The following is a 22,017-nucleotide window of genomic DNA, read 5'->3' as shown; positions in this document are numbered from 1 at the left end:
ACCCGTTTAATTGGTGCGGAATAGCGCCTCAATGGAGAGCCCCTGCCCCAGCAGGATCTCCCGCAGACGGCGCAACCCTTCCACCTGGATCTGGCGCACCCGCTCGCGGGTCAAACCAATCTCGGCGCCCACGTCTTCCAGGGTGGCCGGTTCATAGCCGAGCAGACCGAAACGGCGGGCCAGCACTTCGCGCTGCTTGGGATTTAGCTCCTCCAGCCAGTGCACTATGCTGCTGCGCATGTCATCTTCCTGGGACTCCAGCTCGGGCCCCATGCCGCGCTCGTCGGAGAGCACGTCCAGCAGCGCCTTGTCGCGATCGCCACCAATGGGAGTATCCACCGAGGTGATCTTCTCGTTGAGCTTGAGCATGCGATTCACATCGTCCACAGAGCGATCCAGTGCAGAGGCGATATCCTCGGCGGTCGGCTCATGGTCGAGACGATGAGAAAGCTCGCGCGCAGTGCGCAGATAGACGTTCAGCTCCTTGACCACATGGATGGGCAGACGAATGGTACGGGTCTGGTTCATGATGGCCCGCTCTATGGTCTGGCGGATCCACCAGGTGGCATAGGTGGAGAAACGGAAGCCTCGCTCGGGGTCGAACTTCTCGACGGCGCGGATAAGGCCGAGGTTGCCCTCTTCGATGAGATCCAGCAGCACCAGGCCGCGGTTGTTGTAGCGCCGGGCAATCTTGACCACCAGGCGCAGGTTGGATTCGATCATGCGCTTGCGCGCCGCTTTGTCGCCACGCAGGGCACGGCGGGCGTAGTAGACTTCCTCTTCAGCCGTGAGCAAGGGGGAGAAGCCTATCTCCCCCAGATAGAGCTGGGTGGCGTCCATTACCTTGTTCAGCTCGGGCGCCATCAGTTCATCGGAAATGGTCTCTTCGGCTTCGGCCGCCACTTCCTGAACCTCTTCTTCCTCCTGAACCTCCAGCTCCTCGTCGAACTCTAACTCTGCATCCTGCATTACCAGTTGTTCTTGGCTCATGATATCTCTCCCTGACCTACACCAGAGTAAGACTCAGCTCTCTGAGTTAACGCTTTGGCAAATAGCCCATCGGGTTGATCGACTTGCCTTTGTACCGGATTTCAAAGTGCAAGCGCACATCCGGCGCATCCGTGCTACCCATATTGGCGATAACCGCTCCGCCCTTCACGGTGTCTCCCTCCTTGACCCTCAACTCATCGTTGTGAGCGTAGGCGGAGAGGTAGTCATCGCTGTGCTTGAGAATTATCAGCTTGCCATAACCTCGCAGTGCACTGCCCGCATAGACCACTTTGCCGCTGCTCGCAGCGTAAATGGGTTGGCCCTTCTGGCCGGAAATGTCGATGCCCTTGTTGCCTTGTTCCGCAACGGAGAAGCCTTCAACGATCCGCCCTTTGGTCGGCCAATGCCAGGAGAGTGTTGACGAGGAACTGACGGTTTTTTGTTCTTTCGCCTGAGCGTATGCTGTTGACGAGGCAGGAGCAATCGTTTTCTGAGCAATAAATGGTGTGGTCGTACCTGCCGGAGCCGTGGCCAGGGGTTTGGGCCCCGTGCTGGTCACCACCGGTGTGGTTGCTGCCACCATCTGACCACCCGAGGACCCCGCGCCCCCCACATTGAGCACCTGGCCCACGTGCAATGCATAAGGAGCCTGGAGGTTGTTGCGCTGGGCCAAGGCCTGGTTGGAGAGACCGAACTGGCGACCGATGCTGCTCAAAGTATCGCCACGGCGCACCTCGTAACTGCCAGACCCCGTCACGCTGCCACGACTGACAGGGCTGCCGACGGTTGCCACCGCCATGGGGGCGGAAGCGCCATCGAGCCTGAGCTGCTGGCCGGGATAAATGTTATAGGGGGGAGTGATGCCATTGATGCTGATAAGCGAAGCCACATCCATGCCAGAACGAAATGCAATGGAGTAGAGAGTGTCTCCTTTGACCACGGTGTACCCGTTGCCTGCAATGCCGGGCTTGGTCATACCTTGACGCACGGGGATGGTCGAAGCGACCTGATCATTGCCCAGGCTGTGCACCGGAGCCGCAGTCTTGCTGGAGGAACAGGCAAGCAGCAGCCATGACAACACGACGACACCGCTACCTTGCCAAACACGCGAACACATAGTGGATCCTTAACGACTAAACCAGAAATAGGCCGCAACGGCCAAACCAATACAGAGCCAGCCCAGCACATCCACATAGTGCATCAGCTTGCGCTCCATCTTCTCGCCGCCCCAGCGCATCAGACCTGCAACCAGGAAGAAGCGCATGCCACGACCGATCAGCGAGGTCAGGATGAAAGGCAACAGTGCCATGTGGAGCAAGCCAGCCGTGACGGTAAACACCTTGTAGGGGATCGGCGTGAAGCTGGCAATAAAAATAACCCAGATGCCCCACTGCGCGAACCACTGCTCGGCCAGGGCAATCTTGTCCTCATAGCCAACCGAGGTCACCAGCGGCTGCACCACTGGCTCCCACAGGGCATAGCCGAGCAGATAACCAAACAGGGCGCCCAGCACCGAAAAGAGGGTGGCCAGCGCGGCATAGTGCCAGGCGCGATGAGGTTTGCCGAGCGCCATGGGCGCCAGCATCACATCCACCGGAATGGGCCAGAAGATGGATTCAATAAAGGCGGTGATGGCCAGATACCAGGGGGCATACTTGTGGCGTGCCCACTGCATCACCAGAACATAAAGGCGGGAAAACAACTTCACTCGACATCTCCGTCAATCAGGGGAACGAAACGTACCGGCTCCAGGATCCGGCTGGTGAGCTGGGAGCCCGATCGCTCGATGAGCTGCAGGGTCTGCTGGCCATCACCCACCGGCAACACCAGACGACCACCGTCAGCCAGCTGATCGGTCAGGGCCTTGGGGACCTCACTGGCCGCCGCCGTCACCAGAATGGCGTCGAAAGGGCCCTTGTTGGGCCAACCTAGCCACCCATTGCCGTGCTTGGCCGACACATTGTGCAGATCGAGCTGGCGCAATCTGCGCCGGGCCTGAAACTGCAGCGACTTGATCCGCTCCATGGTGTAGACATGCTCCACTAGGTGGGCCAGTACCGCCGTCTGGTAGCCCGATCCCGTCCCGATCTCCAGCACATGGGCCGGATCGTTCTGGATCAGCAGCTCGGTCATGCGCGCCACGATGTAAGGCTGGGAGATGGTCTGCCCATGGCCGATGGGCAGGGCCGTATTGTCCCAGGCCTTGTGGGCCATGGCCTCGTCCACAAACAGCTGGCGCGGCACCTTCGCGATCGCCGCCAATACGCGGAAATCGCGGACATCCTGGGCAATCAGTTGATTCAACAGGCGCTGTACTATCACAACGTCATCCCTGCAGATCCAGCCACGCGCCCAGGGTCGACAGACTGCCGTAGGCCGTCATGTCGATGGTCAGGGGAGTGATGGAGACATAACCCTGCTCGATGGCGGCAAAGTCCGTTCCCTCTCCCGCATCCTGCTGGTTGCCGGGGGGACCAATCCAGTAGACCGGCTGACCACGGGGATCCTCGGTGCAGATCACCGACTCCGCCCGGTGGCGATTGCCAAGACGAGTCACCCTGATCCCCTTGATCTGCTCGAGCGGCAGGTCAGGCACATTCACGTTGAGGATCTGATCCGCAGGCAACGGATGCACCATCAGCCCCCGCACCAGCTGGGCGGCGTAGTGGGCCGCACTGGCGAAATGGGTCTTGCCCACCAGCGATACGGCGATGGAGGGGAAACCAAGATGACGCCCTTCCGTCGCGGCCGCCACCGTCCCCGAGTAAATGACGTCATCCCCCAGGTTGGCCCCGTGATTGATACCGGCCACCACCATGTCGGGCTCAGGGCGCAGCAGTTCGTTGACCGCCAGATGAACGCAGTCGGTCGGCGTCCCCTTGACCGCATAACTCTTGATGCCGTGAAAACTGGACGCATCGAGGCGGGTGACCCGCAGCGGCACTTCCAGCGTCAGGGAGTGGCTGGCACCGCTGCGGTTGCGATCCGGCGCCACCACCACGACCTCGCCACAGGCACGCAACGCCTCGCTGAGGGCGCGAATGCCCTCGGCGTGTACCCCATCGTCATTACTGACCAGAATTCGCATCGGTTGAGTTCCTGAGACCGTGATCGGCCTCTTCGGCCTGCATTAACTCTCGTACCACGCTGGTGGCAAAGGCGCCGGCAGGCAGGAAGAACGACAGGGTCAACACCTCGTCCTCCCGTTGCCAGCTCATCTGCTCCGGCTTGAGCAGCAGCGGGCGCCTGTCCTGATCCAGCCCGGCTTTCTCCAGCCCCTCGCACCAGTCGCCATAAGAGGCCAGCACTCCTTGCTCGAACTCGGCGGCTGCCCCCTGGCTCGCCAGACGGCCACGGCCCCACTGGGGAGCGGTCAGTTGCACGTCTCCGGAGGCAAGGCGCGCCTCGAGCTCGGGCGTCACGCTCTCTTCACTGAAGATGGAGTGGCTGCCCTTGAGCATCACGCAGTCGCCAGCCAGCAGCTGATGGGCCAGCCCCTGCTCGATGCGGGCGCTGACGATGGCATTGAACAGCATGCTGCGGGCGGCGGACAGATAGAGGGAGCGCTTGTTGCGATCCTTGATCCGTTTGCCGGCGAACATCGCCTTGGCGGCCTCCAGGTTGTTGCCACCGCGGCCGAAACGCTGCTCGCCGTAGTAGTTGGGCACCCCCTGGGTTGCAATCGCCTGCAGACGGGATTCCAGCCCGTCGGCCTGCTCCAGACCGGTTAGACGCAGGGTGAAGTGGTTGCCCTTGAGATAGCCGACCCGCAGCTTCTTGTTGTGGCGCTTCACCTCAAGGATCCGGATGTTGTCGTTCTCGATGACCGAGAGACCCGGCTCGCCCTTGCCCGGCAGATGGATGCCGAACCACTGTTCGGTCACCGCATGGCGATCTTTCAGACCAGCCCAGGTCACCGCATTGCGGGCAACCCCGGCCGCATCGGCCAGCAGGCCAGCCACCCAGGCGGTATTCTCGCCGGTTTTGCGTACCCGGACGAAGATGTGTTCCCCCTCGCCGCAAGGTGCAAACCCGAGATCTTCATTGACCACGAAGTCGGCGGCCTCGGCCTTGAGGATGCCGCGAGCAGTGGGCGTCCCGTGCAGATAGGCAAGTTGTTCAAGCATCATTGTTTCACCAGCAAGACGACGGCTTCGGTGGCGATCCCTTCCTTGCGCCCCGTGAATCCGAGTTGTTCGGTGGTGGTCGCCTTGACGTTCACCCGGTTCAAATCACATTGCAGATCTGCGGCCAGCACGGCGCACATGGCGTCGATATGGGGGGCCATCTTGGGGGCCTGGGCGATGATGGTCACATCCAGGTTGCCGATGGCATAACCTGCGCGCTGCACGCGGGCAAAGACATCCCGCAGCAGGATGCGGCTGTCGATGCCCTTGAATTCGGCGGCGGTATCGGGAAAGTGGCGGCCGATGTCACCGGCGCCGATGGCCCCCAGCAGGGCATCGCTCACCGCATGCAGCACCACGTCGCCATCGGAGTGGGCCAGCAGGCCCTGTTCATAGGGCACCGCCACCCCGCCCAGCATGCAGGGACCAACCCCGCCAAACTTGTGAACATCAAAACCATGTCCGATCCGCATCATGCCTGCGCCCTCCTCAATACACGGAAATCTGTCTCATCAAAACCATGTCCGGTGCGGATCATGCCTGCTCCTCTGGGGATGAATCGGGTCGTGCCGACCGGCACGCACGTTGTTGCTGTAAATAGAGCCCGGCCAGGGAGAGATCTTCCGGCCGGGTCACCTTGATGTTATCGGCCCGCCCTTCCACCATGCGCACGGGGAAACCGGCGCGCTCCATGGCGGAGGCTTCATCGGTGATGGCGGCGCCGAGCGCCAGCCCCTCCTCCAGCGCCCGCTTGAGGGGGCGGACCAAAAACATCTGGGGCGTCAGGGCATGCCAGAGCTGCTCGCGATCCACGGTGGCGAGGATATTGCCGGCCGCATCGGTGCGCTTCATGGTATCGCGCACCCGGCTGCCGAGGATGGCACCGCCAGAGGCCATGGCGGCAGTAATGAGCGCATCGAGATCCTCGTGGGTCAGACAGGGCCGGGCGGCGTCATGCACCAGTGCCCACTCCCCTTCTGCCACGTGCAACGCATTGAGCACGGAGAAGGCGCGCTCGCTTCCCCCTTCCACTCGCAGCACCCGCGGATCGGTTGCCACGGTCAGCGTCTCAAACCAGCGGTCGTGGGGCGCCAGCGCCACGATCACACGGGCGATGGCGGGATGGGAGAGCAGACGCTCCAGGGTGTGCTCCAGAATGCATTTACCTGCCAGGGAAAGGTACTGCTTGGGGCAATTGGCCCCCATGCGACTGCCAATACCGGCAGCCGGGACGATGGCGGTCAGGCCGCTCAGGCTATCAGTCATCGTAGGGGGCACCATCAGGCTCCGTCACCTGATCCTTTTCTTTAGGAATGATTCTGTAGAAGGTCTCGCCCTGCTTGATGTAGCCAAGATCGTTGCGCGACAACTCCTCGATGGCCTCAAGGCCAGAGGTAAGATCGTCGATTTCCCGGTAAATCAGACTGTTGCGATCCTTGAGTACCAGGTTGTCCTGTTGCTGCCGCTCGATGGCGGTGGAGAGTTCCCGATAGTCGGAGAGGCCGTTTTTCCCCAGCCAGAGGTCATATTGCAGCCCTCCCAACAGGAGGAGCAGGATAAGAGTGAGTAGCCGCATGCACTGAGTCTCCTTCAAGCGGCCTAGTTTCCCATATTCGCAGGCAAGACAAAAGAAAGCCTGTGTGCCGGATGGGTTGGTCGGAATAAAAAATGCAGGTCGCACATGTCCATAAGCGCAGAACGAAAAAGCCCCGCCAGATGGCGGGGCTTTGTGAAGCATGAACGCAGGCGAAAATTAAGCCTGGTTCTTCACTTCTTTCAGACCACGGAACGGAGCCTTGGCACCCAGGGCTTCTTCGATACGAATCAGCTGGTTGTACTTGGCAACACGGTCAGAACGGCTCATGGAACCGGTCTTGATCTGGCCAGCAGCGGTACCCACAGCCAGGTCGGCGATGGTCGCGTCTTCGGTCTCACCGGAGCGGTGGGAGATGACGGCAGTGTAGCCAGCGTCTTTGGCCATCTTGATGGCAGCCAGAGTTTCGGTCAGGGAACCGATCTGGTTGAACTTGATCAGGATGGAGTTGGCGATGCCGTTGTCGATACCGCGCTTCAGGATCTTGGTGTTGGTTACGAACAGGTCGTCACCCACGATCTGGATTTTCTTGCCCAGTTCGGCGGTCTGGTAGGCGAAGCCTTCCCAGTCGGATTCGTCCAGGCCATCTTCGATGGAGACGATCGGGAACTTGGTGGTCAGGTCAGCCAGGAAGTCGGAGAAACCGTTGGAGGTGAAGATACGACCTTCGCCCTTCAGGTTGTACTCTTTCTTCTCTGCGTCGTAGAACTCGGACGCAGCGCAGTCCATGGCCAGGGTAATGTCGGTGCCCAGTTTGTAACCGGCAGCGGCAACGGCTTCAGCGATCACTTCCAGCGCTTCGGCGTTGGATTTCAGGTTCGGAGCGAAACCACCTTCGTCACCGACGGCAGTGTTGTAGCCCTTGGACTTCAGCACTTTGGCCAGGTTGTGGAACACTTCTGCGCCCATGCGAACGGCTTCTTTCAGGGTCTTGGCGCCAACCGGCTGGATCATGAACTCCTGGATGTCGACGTTGTTGTCGGCGTGCTCACCACCGTTGATGATGTTCATCATGGGCAGCGGCATGGAGTAGACACCCGGGGTGCCATTCAGCTCGGCGATGTGGGCGTACAGCGGCATGCCTTTGGCAGCAGCGGCAGCTTTGGCGTTGGCCAGGGAAACAGCCAGGATGGCGTTGGCGCCGAACTTGGATTTGTTCTCGGTACCGTCGAGGTCGATCATGATCTGGTCGACAGTGGCCTGGTCCTTGGCATCTTTACCCAGCAGAGCCTGAGCGATCGGGCCGTTGACGGCTTCGATGGCTTTCAGCACGCCTTTACCCAGGAAACGGCTCTTGTCGCCGTCACGCAGTTCCAGCGCTTCGCGGGAACCGGTGGACGCGCCAGACGGAGCGGCTGCCATACCAACAAAACCACCTTCCAGGTGAACTTCGGCCTCAACGGTCGGGTTACCACGGGAGTCGATGATTTCACGACCGATCACTTTAACGATCTTGGACATGTGTATTTCCTCAGGTTTCGTAAAAAAACAACAAAAATATGCCAAAAAAAGCGGCTGTGGCACAGGGCCCCAACCGCATTTATTTTCAATTACTTCAAATTACGCTTCTGATACTCGCCCGCCGCCTTCACAAAACCGGCGAACAGGGCGTGGCCATCACGGGGAGTCGAGGTGAACTCCGGGTGGAACTGCGCGGCCACGAACCAGGGGTGATCCGGGATCTCGATGATTTCCACCAGTTTTTTGTCGGCGGAGAGACCGGTCACCTTCAGACCTGCCGCTTCAATCTGTGGCAGCAGCTTGTTGTTCACTTCATAACGGTGACGGTGGCGCTCGTAAATGGTCGGGCTGCCGTACATCTGACGCACCTTGGAATCTTCCACCAGGTGGCAGAGCTGGGAGCCAAGACGCATGGTACCGCCCAGATCGGACTTCTCGGTCCGGGTCTCGACGTTGCCTTCGTCATCCACCCACTCGGTGATGAGACCGACCACGGGGTACGGGCTGTCTTTCTTGAACTCGGAGGAGTGGGCCCCTTCCATGCCCGCCACGTTGCGGGCGTATTCGATCAAGGCGACCTGCATGCCCAGGCAGATACCGAGGTACGGGATCTTGTTCTCGCGGGCATATTTGGCGGCCAGGATCTTGCCTTCCACGCCGCGTTCGCCGAAGCCGCCCGGTACCAGGATCGCATCCAGACCTTCCAGCAGCTCGGCGCCACGGGTCTCGATGTCCTGGGAGTCGATGTACTTGATGTTGACGGAGAGACGGGTCTTCAGGCCACCGTGCTTGAGCGCTTCGTTGACGGACTTGTAGGCGTCCGGCAGGGAGACATACTTGCCCACCATGCCGATGGTGACTTCGGCAGTCGGGTTGGCCTCTTCATAGATGACCTGTTCCCACTCGGCCAGGTCGGCTTCTTTGCACTCGATGCCGAAGCGCTCGGTGATGTAGCCGTCCAGCCCCTGGGATTTCAGCAGCGCCGGGATCTTGTAGATGGAGTCGACATCCTTCATGGAGATGACGGCGCGCTCGGGCACGTTGCAGAACAGGGCGATCTTGGCACGCTCGTTGGCCGGAATGGCGCGGTCGGAGCGGCAGATCAGCACATCCGGCTGGATACCGATGGAGAGCAGCTCCTTCACGGAGTGCTGGGTCGGCTTGGTCTTCACCTCGCCGGCGGCGGCCAGGTAAGGAACCAGGGTCAGGTGCATGAACATGGCATTGTTGCGACCCACGATGGCCGCCAGCTGACGAATGGCTTCAAGGAACGGCAGGGACTCGATGTCGCCCACGGTACCGCCCACTTCGACGATGGCAACCTGATGGCCTTCGGCACCGGCAATCACCCGCTCCTTGATGGCGTTGGTGATGTGCGGGATCACCTGGATGGTGGCGCCCAGATAGTCACCACGACGCTCCTTGCGCAGCACGTCTGCATAGATGCGGCCGGTGGTGAAGTTGTTGCGGCGGGTCATCTTGGTGCGGATGAAACGCTCGTAGTGGCCCAAATCCAGATCGGTTTCGGCCCCGTCCTCGGTTACGAACACTTCACCATGCTGGGTCGGGCTCATGGTGCCCGGATCCACGTTGATGTACGGGTCCAGTTTCATGATGGTCACATCCAGACCACGGGCTTCCAGAATGGCTGCCAGAGAAGCTGCGGCAATGCCTTTGCCGAGGGATGAAACAACGCCACCAGTCACAAAAATATATTTGGTCGTCATGCTGAACCTGAAAGAAGTTTAGGGATTTTTAAGGGGTGCTTCGGGGATGAAGCAGGACGGGGAAACAGTATACCAAAACCCCCACTCCCAAACAATGAACAAAAATCTATCAGGCTCCCCGCCGCCCCGTCTTGCGCCAAATCAACTTTGCTCGGTTTCCTTGGCCTTGTTCCAGGCCTCGTCCAGCTTCTCCAGGGAGCAATCCGTCATTTTCAGACCTTCTGCGGCAATAAAGTGTTCAACTTGACGAAAACGACGCTCAAACTTGGTGTTGGCAGCCCTCAGCACCTGCTCGGGATCCTTGCCCAGATGACGCACCAAGTTGACGGTGGCAAACAAGAGATCGCCGAGCTCGTCGCTCACCCGAGCCTCGTCCACGTCAACCATCAGCACCTCTTCCATCACCTCCTCGATCTCCTCGTGGATCTTGTCCACCACGGGCCCCAGGGTCTTCCAGTCGAAACCGACGGTGGCGCAGCGCTTCTGGATCTTGGCTGCCCGGGTCAGGGCAGGCAGGGAGAGGGGGATATCGTCCAGCACGCTCTCCTTGTCGAGCGCGGCCCGCTCTTTGGCCTTTTCCGCCTCCCAGTTCGCTTTGACCGCCTGCTCGTCACCCAGGTCGGCATCGGAGAAGACATGGGGGTGGCGGCGAATGAGCTTCTCGCTCACGGTATCGACGATGTCGGCAAAGTCGAACAATCCCTGCTCCTTGCCGAGCTGGGCATAGAACACGACCTGGAACAGCAGATCACCGAGCTCCCCCTTCAGCCCTTGCCAATCTTCGCTCTCGATGGCATCCGCCACCTCGTAGGCCTCCTCCAGGGTGTGCGGCACTATGGTCTGGAAGCTCTGCTTGAGATCCCAGGGACAGCCCCCGTTCGGGTCACGCAATCTAGCCATGATGTCGAGCAGTTGGGGAAGGTCGTAGCGTTGGGACATGGGCAACTCACTTTCGATTCAGTAAATGGGTTCATGAATATCCGCTCACGCCACTGCTCCACATGATGTGGCGCCATGGCGGCCGGAGATGGGGCGCGTGATATCCGTCTTCAATGCTCTACAAGGAGGGAGAAAATGCAGACCGGCCACTGGGGCCGGTCGGTTGAGCATTACAGCCGCTTGGCGCTGATCACGTCGTTGAGCTGACTGAGCTTGGCCAACGCCCGGTTGAAGGCGTTGATGTTGTAAATCTCCAGCTCCATGTCTATTTCGGCGGTCTGCTCGCGCACGTTGGAGCGCGAACGCACTCCCATCACGTTGATCTTCTCGTTGGCGAGCACGGTGGTGATGTCGCGCAGCAGGCCGGATCTGTCGTTGGAGAGAATGCGGATGGTGAGACCGTAACCGCCGGAGTAGTTCTCCCCCCAGACCGCATCGATCAAGCGCTCCGGGTTGCGACGCGACAGCTCCTTGAGCTGCTCGCAATCTTCCCGGTGGATGGAAACCCCCCGTCCCATGGTGATGAAGCCCTGGATGGCGTCCCCCGGGATGGGCTGGCAGCAGCGGGCGATGTGAGTCATCAGGTTGCCCACCCCTTCCACCACGATGTGATCCTTGGGTTTGGGGCGGAAGGGCACATTGGCCTTCTGCTCCAGCTTCTCCAGCAGACGGCGATCTTCTTCTTCCGCCGTCGGCTTGTTGTAGCGGGTGTCCAGATAATTGAGCAGCTGGTTGATGCGGATGTCGCCGCTGCCGATACCGGCCAGCAAATCCTCCAGCTCCTCCGCATGGAAACGCTCCAGCACCACCTTGTCCACCTTGGAGAGGGTGAGGTTGTGCCTGTCCAGTTCTTTCTCCAGCAACTCCTTGCCGGCGGCGATGTTCTTGTCCCGGTCCAGCTTTCTGAACCAGGTGGCCACCTTGGCCCGCGCCCGGCTGGAGCGCAGGAAGCCGGCGTTCGGGTTCATCCAGTCGCGGCTCGGGTTCGGCTCCTTCTGGGTGATCACCTCCACCTGGTCGCCGGTCTGCAGCGTATAGGTGAAGGGCACGATACGGCCGTCGATCTTGGTGCCGATGCAGCGGTGACCGATCATGCTGTGCACGTGATAGGCGAAGTCGAGCGGCGTCGCCCCTGCCGGCAGGTCGATGACATCGCCCTTGGGAGTGAAGACATAAACCCTGTCCTCGAACACCTGACTGCGCAGATCGTCCAGCAAGGAGCCGCTCTCCGAGAGATCCTCCTGCCAGGCGAGGAGTTTGCGCAGCCATTCGATCTTGTCTTCGAAGGTGCTGGTCTTGGCAGCGGCCTGTGCACCTTCCTTGTAGCGCCAGTGCGCAGCCACACCGAGCTCCGCATCCTGATGCATCTGCTCGGTACGGATCTGGATCTCCACTGTCTTGCCCTCCTCCCCCACCACCACGGTGTGGATGGACTGGTAGCCATTGGGCTTGGGGTTGGCGACATAGTCGTCAAATTCGCGGGGAATATGGTGGAAATGGGTGTGAACGATACCGAGCGCCGCGTAGCAATCCTGCAGCCGCTTGGTGATCACCCGCACCGCGCGCACATCGAACAGCTCGTTGAATTCGAGGTGCTTCTTCTGCATCTTGCGCCAGATGCTGTAGATGTGTTTCGGTCGGCCATAGACCTCGGCCTCGACGCCGGCCTCGGCCAGGGCATCGCGCAGAGACTGCACGAATTCACGGATGTAGCGCTCGCGGTCGAGCCGTTTCTCGTCCAGCTGTTTGGCGATCTGCTTGTAGGTGTCCGGGTGCAGGTAGCGGAAGGCGAGATCCTCGAGCTCCCACTTGAGCTGACCGATACCGAGGCGGTTCGCAAGGGGGGCATAGATGTTGGTGATCTCCTGGGCCATCAGCACCCGGGTCTCCTCATCCGCCTTCTTCGCCTCACGCAGGCAGGCGATGCGCTCCGCCAGCTTGATGACCACGGCGCGCACGTCCTCGACCATGGCGAGCAGCATGCGGCGCACGTTGTCCACCTGCTCCGGCGAGGTTTCGCTGCGGTGAAGGGTTTGCAGGGAGCGGATGGCCTCCATCTCCAGCACCCCTTCCACCAGCTTGGCGATCTTGGGGCCGAAGTCCTCGTTCACCTTTTCCTGGCTGATGAGACCGGCTTCGACGAAGGGATAGAGAATGGCGGCCTTGAGGGTGGCGAGATCCATGCTGAGCATCAGCAGGATGCCCACCATCTCGACCCCGCGCACCAGCAGGCGGTTGGTGAGCGCTTCGTCACCCAGGGTCAGGCAATACTGGTAGACGGTTCGCAGCTGATTCTTGTCACTTTCACTCAGGGTAAGGGAACTGACCCACTCATCCAGAGTGAAATTGTCTTTCAAATGAATATCGCGCACCGCAACCATGGTATCAATCCTTAAAAGTGTGGGGTCGAAAGCCGATGCTCTCCTCATCCCCTCATCAACTGATGACTGCCTCAAATGGGGATGCATGAAAGAGTTTTCAAGGCATGTCACCGCGCAAGGTGACAGGGCTCTTCCCCGCATCCGATCCACTATCGACGACCTAGATTACCCTAATCACTCCCGCTCAAACAGCGCTGCCGCCGCTGGAAAACCAAGATAACCGCATTCTGCCCTGCCCGTTGAAGGCAGCGAAAAACACCTGTTTTACCTCACTCTGGCAGCATCATGCACATCGAAAAATCATCACGACCGCATCTTGATTCATCCAGAATAATGCGGTCGCCTCGACTCAGCCCCGTTCGAACAGCGCCATGGACTCCAGATGACCGGTGTGGGGGAACATGTCCAGCATCCCCAGACGGGTCAGCTTGTAGCCCCCCTGCACCAGCACCTGACTGTCACGGGCCAGGGTGACCGGGTTACAGGAAACATAGACCACCCGTTTGGGGGAAAGTGCCACCACGTGGCTCATCACCTCCAGCGCCCCGGGTCTGGCCGGATCCAGAAGTACCAGATCGAACCCTTCCCGGGCCCAGGACATGCCCACGATGTCGCCGCTCAAGTCCGCCTTGTAGAAGCGGGCGTTGTCGATGCCGTTGCGGCGGGCATTCTCCTGTGCACGCGTCACCATGGCGAACTCCCCTTCCACCCCCACCACTTCGCGGGCCTGACGGGCCAGCGGCAGGGTGAAGTTGCCGATGCCGCAGAAGAGGTCCAGCACCTTGTCATCCTTGCCTGCGTCGAGCCAGCTCAATGCCTGCTCCACCATGCGCTGGTTGACGGGCCCGTTGACCTGGATGAAGTCGCCGGGAGCGAATGCAAGAGACAGGCCATCCAGCGTGTAACTTGGCTGAGACTGTTGACGCAGAGGTTCGATCTGCTCGTCCGCCGCCTGCAGATAGAGGTCTATCCCCTGGGCGGTGGCAAACTCGGTCAAGTGCGCCCGATCCGCCTCGGTGGGGCGACCGATGTGGCGCAGCAGCATCAGAATGCCCTGCTCCCCCTGAATGAGTTCCGCATGGCCCAGTTCGCGCTGGCTCTTCAGCCGGTTGAGACATTCGCGCAGAGGGGCAATAAGGGCGGAGAGGGGCTCGGCCAGCACAGGACAGCCGGCAATCTCTACCAGATCGTTCGACTGGCGACGACGAAAGCCCACCCGGGTGCAGCGACCGTTCTTGTCAAACTTGATGGCCAGACGGCAGACCCGGCGGTAGGCGCGGGACTCCCCCGTCAGCGCAGGTGCCAGCGTAGGCGCCTGGATGTTGCCAAGGCGCTCGAACAGGCTGACCAGTCCCGCCTCCTTGGCCGCCAGTTGATCTCCCTCTCCCAGGTGCTGGGCACTGCAACCGCCACACTCGCGATAGTGGTCGCAGAAGGGGGCGACCCGGTTGGCCGCCGGGGTCACCACCTGTTGCAGGGCGGCGTGAGCATAGTGCTTCTTGTCGTCGATGATGCGGGCCTTGATGGCCTCGCCGGGCAGCGCCCCTTCGATGAAGATGGCCTTGCCCTGATGACGGCCGACGCCGACACAGTGGTGATCCAGACTGTCTACCGTAAATTCAATACGTTGGGGCTGGGTGGATTTCTTTTGGGGCTTGAAAAACTGGGCCATAAAACTTGGTGCCTATAGGTGGCTATGTCATGATTGTGGAATCTGCGGCAGACCATTGTCCCACAAGAATAATCGTATGACCAAATACGGCCTGAGGGCCCCAGCCGCGGCATCCGCCCCATCGTCCATTCTGACCAAAAGTGGCCCATTGATATGACCGGATACGGCCTGAGACCCCGTACAGCGACAGTGACTGTATTGCCTGCCCGACCCCGGTGCCTGCATGCGCCCCGGGTCATGGCTTCTCTTGCGAAAGGCGGGTCGGCGGCATGACCAAGTACGGTCTCAGGGCCCGGGTGCTGGCCTTCACCATCTTGCCGACCCTCATCATCGGCGGCCTCATCGCCGGCTATTTCACCTTCCACCGCTATCAGCAGCTGGAAAACAACCTCATCGATCAGGGCATCAACATCATCGAGCCCCTGGCCATCGCCAGCGAATACGGCATGACACAGCACAGCCGCGAATCCCTCAAGCGGCTGATCGGGCTCACCCATCGCAAGAACTCGCCCTTCATCAAGTCCATCGCCGTCTTCACCCAGGAGAACCAGCTGTTCGTGACGTCCAACTACCACAGGGACTTCAGCCAGCTTCGTCTGCCGGACGGCAGCGTCATCCCGGCCCTGACCAGCGTCTCCGTCAACGGCGATGACATCATACTGCGCACCCCCATCCAGGCAGAGACCAGCCTGGACGGCTTCCCGCTGCCAAGCGATCTGGAGCCGCCGGTCATCGGCTACATCTCCATGCAACTCGCCACGGACAGGGCCATCGTCCTGCAGTACCGCGACGCCTTCTTCGCGGTCATCATCGTGCTCATCGGGCTGGCCATCAGCACCCTGTTCGGCTTCCGTCTGGTCAAGAGCGTGACCCAGCCCATCACCGACATGGTGCAGGCGGTGCACCGGATCAGGGAGGGGCGACTCGATACCCGGGTCAGCGGCCAGCTCACCGGCGAGCTGGACATGCTCAAGAACGGCATCAACGCCATGGCCAAGGCGCTCTCCGAATATCACGAGGAGATGCAGCAGAACATCGATCAGGCGACGTCGGATCTGCGGGAGACCCTCGAGCAGATCGAGATCCAGAACGTCGAGCTCGATATGGCGAAGAAGCGTGCCCAGGAGGCGGCCAGGGTCAAGTCCGAGTTCCTCGCCAACATGTCCCACGAGCTGCGCACGCCTCTCAACGGGGTCATCGGCTTCACCCGCCAGCTGCTCAAGACCAGCCTGACCCCGAGCCAGACCGACTACATGCAGACCATCGAGAAGTCGGCGCGCAACCTCCTTGGGATCATCAACGACATCCTCGACTTCTCCAAGCTGGAGGCGGGCAAGCTGCAGCTCGAGCACATCCCCTTCAGCCTGCGGGACACCCTCAACGAGACCATGCACCTGCTGGGGCCGAGCGCCCACGACAAGCAGCTCGAACTCTCCCTCCAGGTGGATGCCGCCGTGCCGGACTACCTCACCGGCGACCCCATGCGTCTGCAGCAGGTGCTCACCAACCTCACCGGCAACGCCATCAAGTTCACCGAGCGAGGCAACGTGGACGTGCGTGTCGAGCAGACCGGGGAATCGAACGGCAACAAGGTGCGCCTGCGGGTGCTGATTCGCGATACCGGCATCGGCATCTCCGAAGAGCAGCAGCGCCAGTTGTTCCAGGCCTTCAACCAGGCAGACTCCTCCATCTCCCGCCGCTATGGGGGCACCGGGCTCGGGCTCGTCATCACCCAGAAGCTGGTGCAGCAGATGGGGGGCCAGATCCGCTTCGAATCCGAACTCGGCAAGGGGTCGGTCTTCTCGTTCCACCTGGATCTGGATGTCTCGCCCCTGCCCCAGAGCGAGCGGCTTCCGCTGGATCGCATCCAGGGCAAGCGGGTCTGGCTGCTGGAGCCGGATCCCTTCACTCACGCCTCCCTGCTCGCCCTGCTAGGAGAGTGGCACCTAGATGTGCACTCCCTGACGGTGGACGAGGAGTGGCCCCCGATGAGCAGCCAGGACATGGTGCTCATCGGCAGCAGCACCCTGCACAGCCCACAGCAGGTGATTGCCCGTCTCGACGGACTGGACGGCCAGCAGAACACCATAGTGCTGCTCAGCAGCCACGAGCCGGCCCTCTACGACGCCATGCTGGCCCACGGCGCCGTCCACTGCCTCTCCAAGCCCATCAACCATCGCAAGTTGCTGCACGCCCTGCTCTCCCCCGAGGCGGTACGCCGTGCCCCCCTGCCCGCGCCGACGCCGCGCAGCGTGCAGGCGGTCAAGGTGCTGGCGGTGGATGACAACGCCGCCAACCTCAAGCTCATCGCCGCCATGCTCAAGGAGATGGTGACCGAGGTGGTTGTGTGCAAGAACGGCAAGGAGGCGGTCAACCTGGCCCAGAGCCAGCCGTTCGACATCATCTTCATGGATATCCAGATGCCCGTCATGGACGGCATCAGCGCCACCCAGGCGATCCGCCACCACTCCCTCAACACCGAGACCCCCATCGTCGCGGTCACCGCCCATGCCATTCCCGGTGAGCGGGAGCGCCTCATTCGCCAGGGCATGGACGACTACCTGGCCAAACCCATCGACGAGGGGATGCTGGCGCAGCTCATCACCGACTTCGCCCACCGGCGGCACCAGAATCACGGGGATCAGCAGATAGACTGGCCCCTTGCCGTGCGTCAGGCCGCCGGCAAGCCAGCCCTCGCCCGGGAGATGCTGACCATGCTGCTGGCCAGCTTCGACGAGGTGGAGCCCATCCTGGCGGCGGCGCTGGAAGGGAGTGCCGACGATGCAGACGTGCTGGCCCAGCTCCACCGCCTCAACGGTGGCTGCGCCTACTCCGGGGTGCCGGGTCTGCAACGCCTGCTCTCCCAGCTCGAGCAGCAGCTGCGCGACGGGGTCGCCGTGAGCGATCTGGAACCCGAGTTGCTGGAGCTGCAGGATGCCCTGGAGCAGGTGAGGCAGGAGGCCCCCCGCTACCTGGCCCTGACCGACTGAGGCGCTTTTTCTGACTGGACAGGCGGCAGGTGGTAACATCTGCGCCGTTTCCACAGGAGTCAACATGACCAACAACGATATTCTGCGCCGCCTGCGCTATGCCCTCAGCATCAGCAACGACCAGATGGTCGAGATCTTTGCCAAGGGCAATCTGGCCATCACCCATGCCCAGTTGCACGGCTGGCTGATGAAAGAGGCCGAAGAGGGCGAGGCACAGGAAGCGGGCTTCGCCGCCTGCCCGGACTCGGCACTGAGTCAGTTCCTCGACGGCTTCATCGCCCTGCGCCGCGGTGTGCGGGAAGATGCCCCGCCCCAGGTCATCCCGAACCGGATCAACAACAACCTGATCCTGCGCAAGCTGCGCATCGGCCTCAACTACAAGGAAGAGGAGATGCTGGGCACCCTCAAGCTCGCGAACTTCAACCTCTCCAAGTCCGAGCTGAGCGCCCTGTTCCGCGCCAGGGATCACAAGCACTATCAGGATTGCGGGGATCAGATCCTGCGCAACTTCCTGATTGGCCTCACCGCCAAATACAGGCCCGGGCCCTGATGACCGCCTCCGGCCAGGTGCGAGGCTAAACCATGGGCTGGCGCCGCCGGCTGACTCCACGCCCGTCGGCGAGCGGCGGTGCGTGCCGGTTCGCGGCGCGCTGGTTCTGGTCACTGCCCCTCATCCTGCTGCTCGGCGCCTGCCAGCCTGCGCCCTATCGTCTCAATCAGGAGCATCAGAGCGCCAGCCAGAACGAGCGCATCGCCTTTCTCATCCTGCACTACACGGATGAAGAGGATGCCCGCTCCCTGCGCCTGCTGACCGAGCCGGAGCACAAGGTGAGCGCCCACTACCTGATCCCCCGCGACACCGACGAGCAACCGTTCCCGGTCTACCAGCTGGTGCCCGACAGCCAGCGGGCCTGGCACGCCGGACGCAGTCGCTGGCATCACTACGCCGGGCTCAACGCCAGTTCGCTCGGCATCGAGATAGTGAATCTCGGGTATGACGAGAAAGACGCGGCCCTGCCCGCCCATCTGAGACACTGGCAACCCTATCCCTCTGCCCAGATCGCCGCCCTCGGCGCCCTCGCCCGGGATCTGGTCGAACGCTACCAGATCCCCCCCACCCAGGTGCTGGCCCACAGCGACGTCGCCCCCGAGCGCAAGCAGGATCCCGGCCCCCGGTTCCCCTGGCGCGAGCTAGCCCTGCGCTACGGTGTCGGCGCCTGGCCCGACGAGGCCCGGGTGGCCGAGCTGCGCCAGACGCAGCTCATCCCCTGGGATGCGCTGCAATGGCAGCAGCAGCTTGCCCGTTACGGCTACGGCCTATCCCAGCACGGCGCCTGGGATGAGCAGAGCCGCGCCGTCCTGCGCGCCTTCCAGCTTCACTTTCGCCCCGCCCTGGTCACCGGCGAGCCGGATGCCGAGTGCCAGGCCATCCTCACCGCCCTGCTGGAGCGCTACTTCCGGAACCAGGCTGAGACGCCCCTTCCCTTTCGCCCTCTGCACACGGATGCCCGGCCCCATGCCAGATGAGCACGGGGTTCACCCCGCCTTCCACTCCTGAAAACCACAAGGGACGCCGAAGCGTCCCTTGTGGTTTTCATACCTGCGAAGCGGCATCAGATCCCCTGACGGGCTTCCTGCATCAGCGCACGCATGTCGCTGACCGCCTTGGCCAGACCGTCGAAGGCGGCGCGACCGATGATGGCGTGACCGATGTTGAGCTCATAGAGCTCGGGGATGGCGGCGATAGCCTTGACGTTGTGGTAGTGCAGACCGTGGCCCGCATTGACCTTCAGGCCCTTGCCTGCGGCGTAGGAAGCACCGGCGGCGATGCGCTTGAACTCGGCGTTGCGCTCGGCATCCGTGGTGGCATCGGCGTAGCGGCCGGTGTGGATCTCGATGAAGGGAGCACCGCTCGCGGCGGCCGCATCGATTTGCAACGGATCCGCATCGATAAAGAGCGACACCTGGGCGCCGACGGCCGCAAGACGGGTCACCGCATCGGTCACCTTGTCCAGCTGGCCCGCCACGTCCAGACCACCCTCGGTGGTCACCTCGGTGCGCTTCTCCGGCACCAGGCAGACGAAGTGGGGCTTGATGCGGCAGGCGATGCCGATCATCTCCTCGGTCACCGCCATCTCCAGGTTCATCCTGGTCTGGATGGTCTGGCGCAGGATCTCCACGTCCCGGTCGGTGATGTGGCGGCGATCTTCCCGCAGGTGGACCGTGATGCCATCGGCACCGGCCTGCTCGGCCACGAAGGCGGCCTGTACCGGATCCGGATACTGGGTGCCGCGGGCGTTGCGCAGGGTGGCGATATGGTCGATGTTCACACCCAGGTAGATCTCGCTCATTGCTTACTCCTTGATACAGGTCATCTGTGAATGCCGGAGCGGGTGGAGCCCGCTCCTCTGTCCATGTGCCGCCGCAGCCCGGTTCTGGCCACGGCGACAGCATTATTGTTCATGAAAGGCGATGTCATAAACATAAAACATCACCAGATAATAAAAATCAGCTTGAAACACTGCCTTTTCGCTTCAAAAAGAGCTCCCTGCTCTTCAGTTGACGCTTGCCGAGATAGGGCTGCAGCGCCAGCCGACTGAAACGCTTGGCCGCCTGCAGCAAGGGGGGCGTGTCGAAACGCCCCTCGGCGAAGGCCAGCAGGTGGGCGCCGAGGAACAGGGTACGGGGATCCGGCGCCCGCTCGCAAGCGACAAAGCCGAGCTCCCGCTCGAAGCCGTAGAGCAGGGTGGGGTCGATGGGGGAGTCGTCGTCCGCGGCATATTCGAAGTCCACCGCGTAGCCCAGGGCCTGCAGCAGCAGGAACTCGAAGCGGCGCAGGGACAGCTCCGGGGTCTCGCCGTCCGCCAGGGCCATGATGGCACGGGCATAGGCGTCGAACACCTCGGGGAAGGGGGTGTGCGCTTCCAGCAGGTAGTAGACCAGCTCGTTGAGATAGAGGCCGTAGAAGAGACGATCCCCGCCGAGGCGCAACGAGTGATCCGGGCACTCCACCTGGGTGAGGTTCTTGAGATCCCCCTTGCCGCGCCAGGCAATGGTGAGCAGGGTGAAGGGCTGAAGCAGCCCCTTCAGAGAGGAGCGTGGCCCGCGGGAACCGCGAGCCACCAGGGTGAATCGACCGCTATCCTGGGTGAAGACCTCGACCAGCTGGCTGGTCTCCCGATAGGGCCGACTGTGGATGACGAAAGCCGGGGTCAGCAATCAGTCGTCGCCATACCCGAGGCTGCGCAGGGCCCGCTCGTCGTCGGCCCAGCCGGACTTGACCTTGACCCACAGCTCGAGATGCACCTTGTTCTGGAACAGCCGTTCCATGTCGATGCGCGCCTCTGTGCCGATGGTCTTGATCTTCTCGCCCTTGTTGCCGATGACCATCTTCTTCTGGCCTTCGCGCTCCACCAGGATGAGCCCGTGGATGTGGTAGAGACCGGTCTCCTCCACCTTGAAGCGCTCGATCTCCACCGTCACCGAATAGGGCAGCTCCTCGCCGGTGAAGCGCATCAGCTTCTCGCGGATGATCTCGGAGGCCATGAAGCGGGAAGAGCGGTCGGTCACGTAATCTTCCGGGAAGAAGTGGACGTTCTCCGGCAGCAGATCCTTGGCCCACTCGCGGATCTTCTCCACGTTGGTGCCCTTCTCGGCGCTGATGGGCAGGATGTGGGCAAAGTTCATCTGCTGTCCCAGCCACTCGAGGTGCGGCAGCAGATCCTCTTTCTCCTTGACGTTGTCGATCTTGTTGACCGCCAGCACCACGGGGCACTTGAGGTGGCGCAGCTTGCCCAGCACCATCTCGTCATCCTTGGTCCAGTGGGTGCCGTCCACCACGAACACCACCATGGCCACGTCCCCCAGGGAACTGGTGGCGGCGCGGTTCATCAGGCGGTTGATGGCCCGCTTCTCCTCGATGTGCAGACCCGGGGTATCCACATAGATGGTCTGATGGTTCTCCTCGGTGTCGATCCCCAGGATCCGGTGACGGGTAGTCTGGGGCTTCTTCGAGGTGATGCTGACCTTCTGGCCGAGCAACTTGTTGAGCAGGGTGGACTTGCCCACGTTGGGGCGGCCCACGATGGCGACAAAGCCGCAATAGGTGGTATCTGTCATGACCGCGTTCCCAATGC

The 22,017-nt window shown here is 61.6% G+C and carries 20 protein-coding genes; 3 read left to right on the top strand and 17 right to left on the bottom strand.

Features of this window, described 5'->3' with window-relative positions; translation table 11 throughout:
• Nucleotides 1–6 precede the first annotated feature (6 nt).
• The 14 genes from rpoS to rlmD form a co-directional block, all read right to left on the bottom strand.
• Nucleotides 7–990: an RNA polymerase sigma factor RpoS gene (gene rpoS, locus OKB81_RS05190; protein ID WP_010675620.1), complete on the bottom strand. Its 984-nt coding sequence runs from the start codon at nucleotides 988–990 to the stop codon at nucleotides 7–9.
• A 46-nt stretch (nucleotides 991–1,036) separates the two neighbouring features.
• Nucleotides 1,037–2,107: a LysM peptidoglycan-binding domain-containing protein gene (locus OKB81_RS05185; RefSeq protein ID WP_160837271.1), complete on the bottom strand. Its 1,071-nt coding sequence runs from the start codon at nucleotides 2,105–2,107 to the stop codon at nucleotides 1,037–1,039.
• A 9-nt stretch (nucleotides 2,108–2,116) separates the two neighbouring features.
• Nucleotides 2,117–2,698: a YqaA family protein gene (locus OKB81_RS05180; RefSeq protein WP_010675622.1), complete on the bottom strand. Its 582-nt coding sequence runs from the start codon at nucleotides 2,696–2,698 to the stop codon at nucleotides 2,117–2,119.
• A complete protein-coding gene (locus tag OKB81_RS05175; RefSeq protein ID WP_010675623.1) occupies nucleotides 2,695–3,312 on the bottom strand; it encodes a protein-L-isoaspartate(D-aspartate) O-methyltransferase in 618 nt (205 codons plus the stop codon). Before OKB81_RS05175 ends, OKB81_RS05180 begins: the two co-directional genes overlap by 4 nt.
• 4 nt (nucleotides 3,313–3,316) lie before the next feature.
• On the bottom strand, nucleotides 3,317–4,078 hold the full coding sequence (gene surE, locus OKB81_RS05170) for a 5'/3'-nucleotidase SurE (protein WP_128342491.1): 762 nt from the start codon (nucleotides 4,076–4,078) through the stop codon (nucleotides 3,317–3,319).
• Nucleotides 4,059–5,117 (bottom strand): tRNA pseudouridine(13) synthase TruD, encoded by a 1,059-nt coding sequence (truD, locus tag OKB81_RS05165; protein WP_160837289.1) that lies wholly within the window; start codon nucleotides 5,115–5,117, stop codon nucleotides 4,059–4,061. The genes surE and truD overlap by 20 nt, the downstream gene beginning before the upstream one ends.
• The gene (ispF, locus tag OKB81_RS05160) at nucleotides 5,117–5,593 is read right to left on the bottom strand and encodes a 2-C-methyl-D-erythritol 2,4-cyclodiphosphate synthase (protein WP_052814805.1); all 477 of its coding nucleotides are present in this window, start codon (nucleotides 5,591–5,593) and stop codon (nucleotides 5,117–5,119) included. The genes truD and ispF overlap by 1 nt, the downstream gene beginning before the upstream one ends.
• A 58-nt stretch (nucleotides 5,594–5,651) precedes the next feature.
• Complete coding sequence (ispD, locus tag OKB81_RS05155; RefSeq protein WP_160837273.1) at nucleotides 5,652–6,383, bottom strand: 2-C-methyl-D-erythritol 4-phosphate cytidylyltransferase; 732 nt, start codon at nucleotides 6,381–6,383, stop codon at nucleotides 5,652–5,654.
• The gene (ftsB, locus tag OKB81_RS05150; protein WP_010675628.1) at nucleotides 6,376–6,693 is read right to left on the bottom strand and encodes a cell division protein FtsB; all 318 of its coding nucleotides are present in this window, start codon (nucleotides 6,691–6,693) and stop codon (nucleotides 6,376–6,378) included. Before ftsB ends, ispD begins: the two co-directional genes overlap by 8 nt.
• A gap of 177 nt (nucleotides 6,694–6,870) precedes the next feature.
• Entirely contained in the window at nucleotides 6,871–8,172 is a 1,302-nt protein-coding gene (gene eno / locus OKB81_RS05145; RefSeq protein WP_043154803.1) for a phosphopyruvate hydratase, read from the bottom strand.
• Nucleotides 8,173–8,261: 89 nt separating this feature from the next.
• Nucleotides 8,262–9,899 (bottom strand): glutamine hydrolyzing CTP synthase, encoded by a 1,638-nt coding sequence (pyrG, locus tag OKB81_RS05140; RefSeq protein WP_039041042.1) that lies wholly within the window; start codon nucleotides 9,897–9,899, stop codon nucleotides 8,262–8,264.
• Nucleotides 9,900–10,040: 141 nt separating this feature from the next.
• Nucleotides 10,041–10,838 (bottom strand): nucleoside triphosphate pyrophosphohydrolase, encoded by a 798-nt coding sequence (gene mazG / locus OKB81_RS05135; RefSeq protein ID WP_104454748.1) that lies wholly within the window; start codon nucleotides 10,836–10,838, stop codon nucleotides 10,041–10,043.
• A 170-nt stretch (nucleotides 10,839–11,008) separates the two neighbouring features.
• Complete coding sequence (gene relA, locus OKB81_RS05130; RefSeq protein ID WP_010675631.1) at nucleotides 11,009–13,219, bottom strand: GTP diphosphokinase; 2,211 nt, start codon at nucleotides 13,217–13,219, stop codon at nucleotides 11,009–11,011.
• A 349-nt stretch (nucleotides 13,220–13,568) separates the two neighbouring features.
• A complete protein-coding gene (gene rlmD, locus OKB81_RS05125) occupies nucleotides 13,569–14,891 on the bottom strand; it encodes a 23S rRNA (uracil(1939)-C(5))-methyltransferase RlmD (RefSeq protein ID WP_270662361.1) in 1,323 nt (440 codons plus the stop codon).
• Between the two features lie 269 nt (nucleotides 14,892–15,160).
• Here rlmD and barA point away from each other — a divergent pair, with 269 nt between their 5' ends.
• The 3 genes from barA to OKB81_RS05110 all read left to right on the top strand — a co-directional run bounded on the left by barA (nucleotide 15,161) and on the right by OKB81_RS05110 (nucleotide 19,408).
• Nucleotides 15,161–17,881, top strand: coding sequence for a two-component sensor histidine kinase BarA (gene barA / locus OKB81_RS05120; protein WP_160837277.1), 2,721 nt, complete (start codon nucleotides 15,161–15,163; stop codon nucleotides 17,879–17,881).
• Nucleotides 17,882–17,945: 64 nt separating this feature from the next.
• The gene (locus OKB81_RS05115) at nucleotides 17,946–18,431 is read left to right on the top strand and encodes a DUF1456 family protein (RefSeq protein ID WP_010675634.1); all 486 of its coding nucleotides are present in this window, start codon (nucleotides 17,946–17,948) and stop codon (nucleotides 18,429–18,431) included.
• A gap of 32 nt (nucleotides 18,432–18,463) precedes the next feature.
• Nucleotides 18,464–19,408, top strand: coding sequence for an N-acetylmuramoyl-L-alanine amidase (locus OKB81_RS05110; protein ID WP_234888574.1), 945 nt, complete (start codon nucleotides 18,464–18,466; stop codon nucleotides 19,406–19,408).
• 86 nt (nucleotides 19,409–19,494) lie between these two features.
• Here OKB81_RS05110 and pdxJ read toward each other — a convergent pair whose 3' ends face one another.
• From pdxJ to era, 3 genes are all read right to left on the bottom strand, one after another.
• On the bottom strand, nucleotides 19,495–20,232 hold the full coding sequence (pdxJ, locus tag OKB81_RS05105) for a pyridoxine 5'-phosphate synthase (RefSeq protein ID WP_010675636.1): 738 nt from the start codon (nucleotides 20,230–20,232) through the stop codon (nucleotides 19,495–19,497).
• Between the two features lie 157 nt (nucleotides 20,233–20,389).
• Nucleotides 20,390–21,100, bottom strand: a complete 711-nt coding sequence (gene recO, locus OKB81_RS05100; RefSeq protein WP_111896575.1) for a DNA repair protein RecO — start codon at nucleotides 21,098–21,100, stop codon at nucleotides 20,390–20,392.
• Nucleotides 21,101–22,000: a GTPase Era gene (gene era, locus OKB81_RS05095; RefSeq protein WP_041211854.1), complete on the bottom strand. Its 900-nt coding sequence runs from the start codon at nucleotides 21,998–22,000 to the stop codon at nucleotides 21,101–21,103.
• Nucleotides 22,001–22,017: the final 17 nt, after the last annotated feature.

Origin of the sequence: Aeromonas sp. QDB56, from assembly GCF_027705505.1 — a bacterium.
Lineage (GTDB): Bacteria > Pseudomonadota > Gammaproteobacteria > Enterobacterales > Aeromonadaceae > Aeromonas > Aeromonas caviae.
The sequence above is the reverse complement of the archived record's forward strand: the minus strand, read 5'-3'. Positions and strand labels throughout refer to the sequence as shown.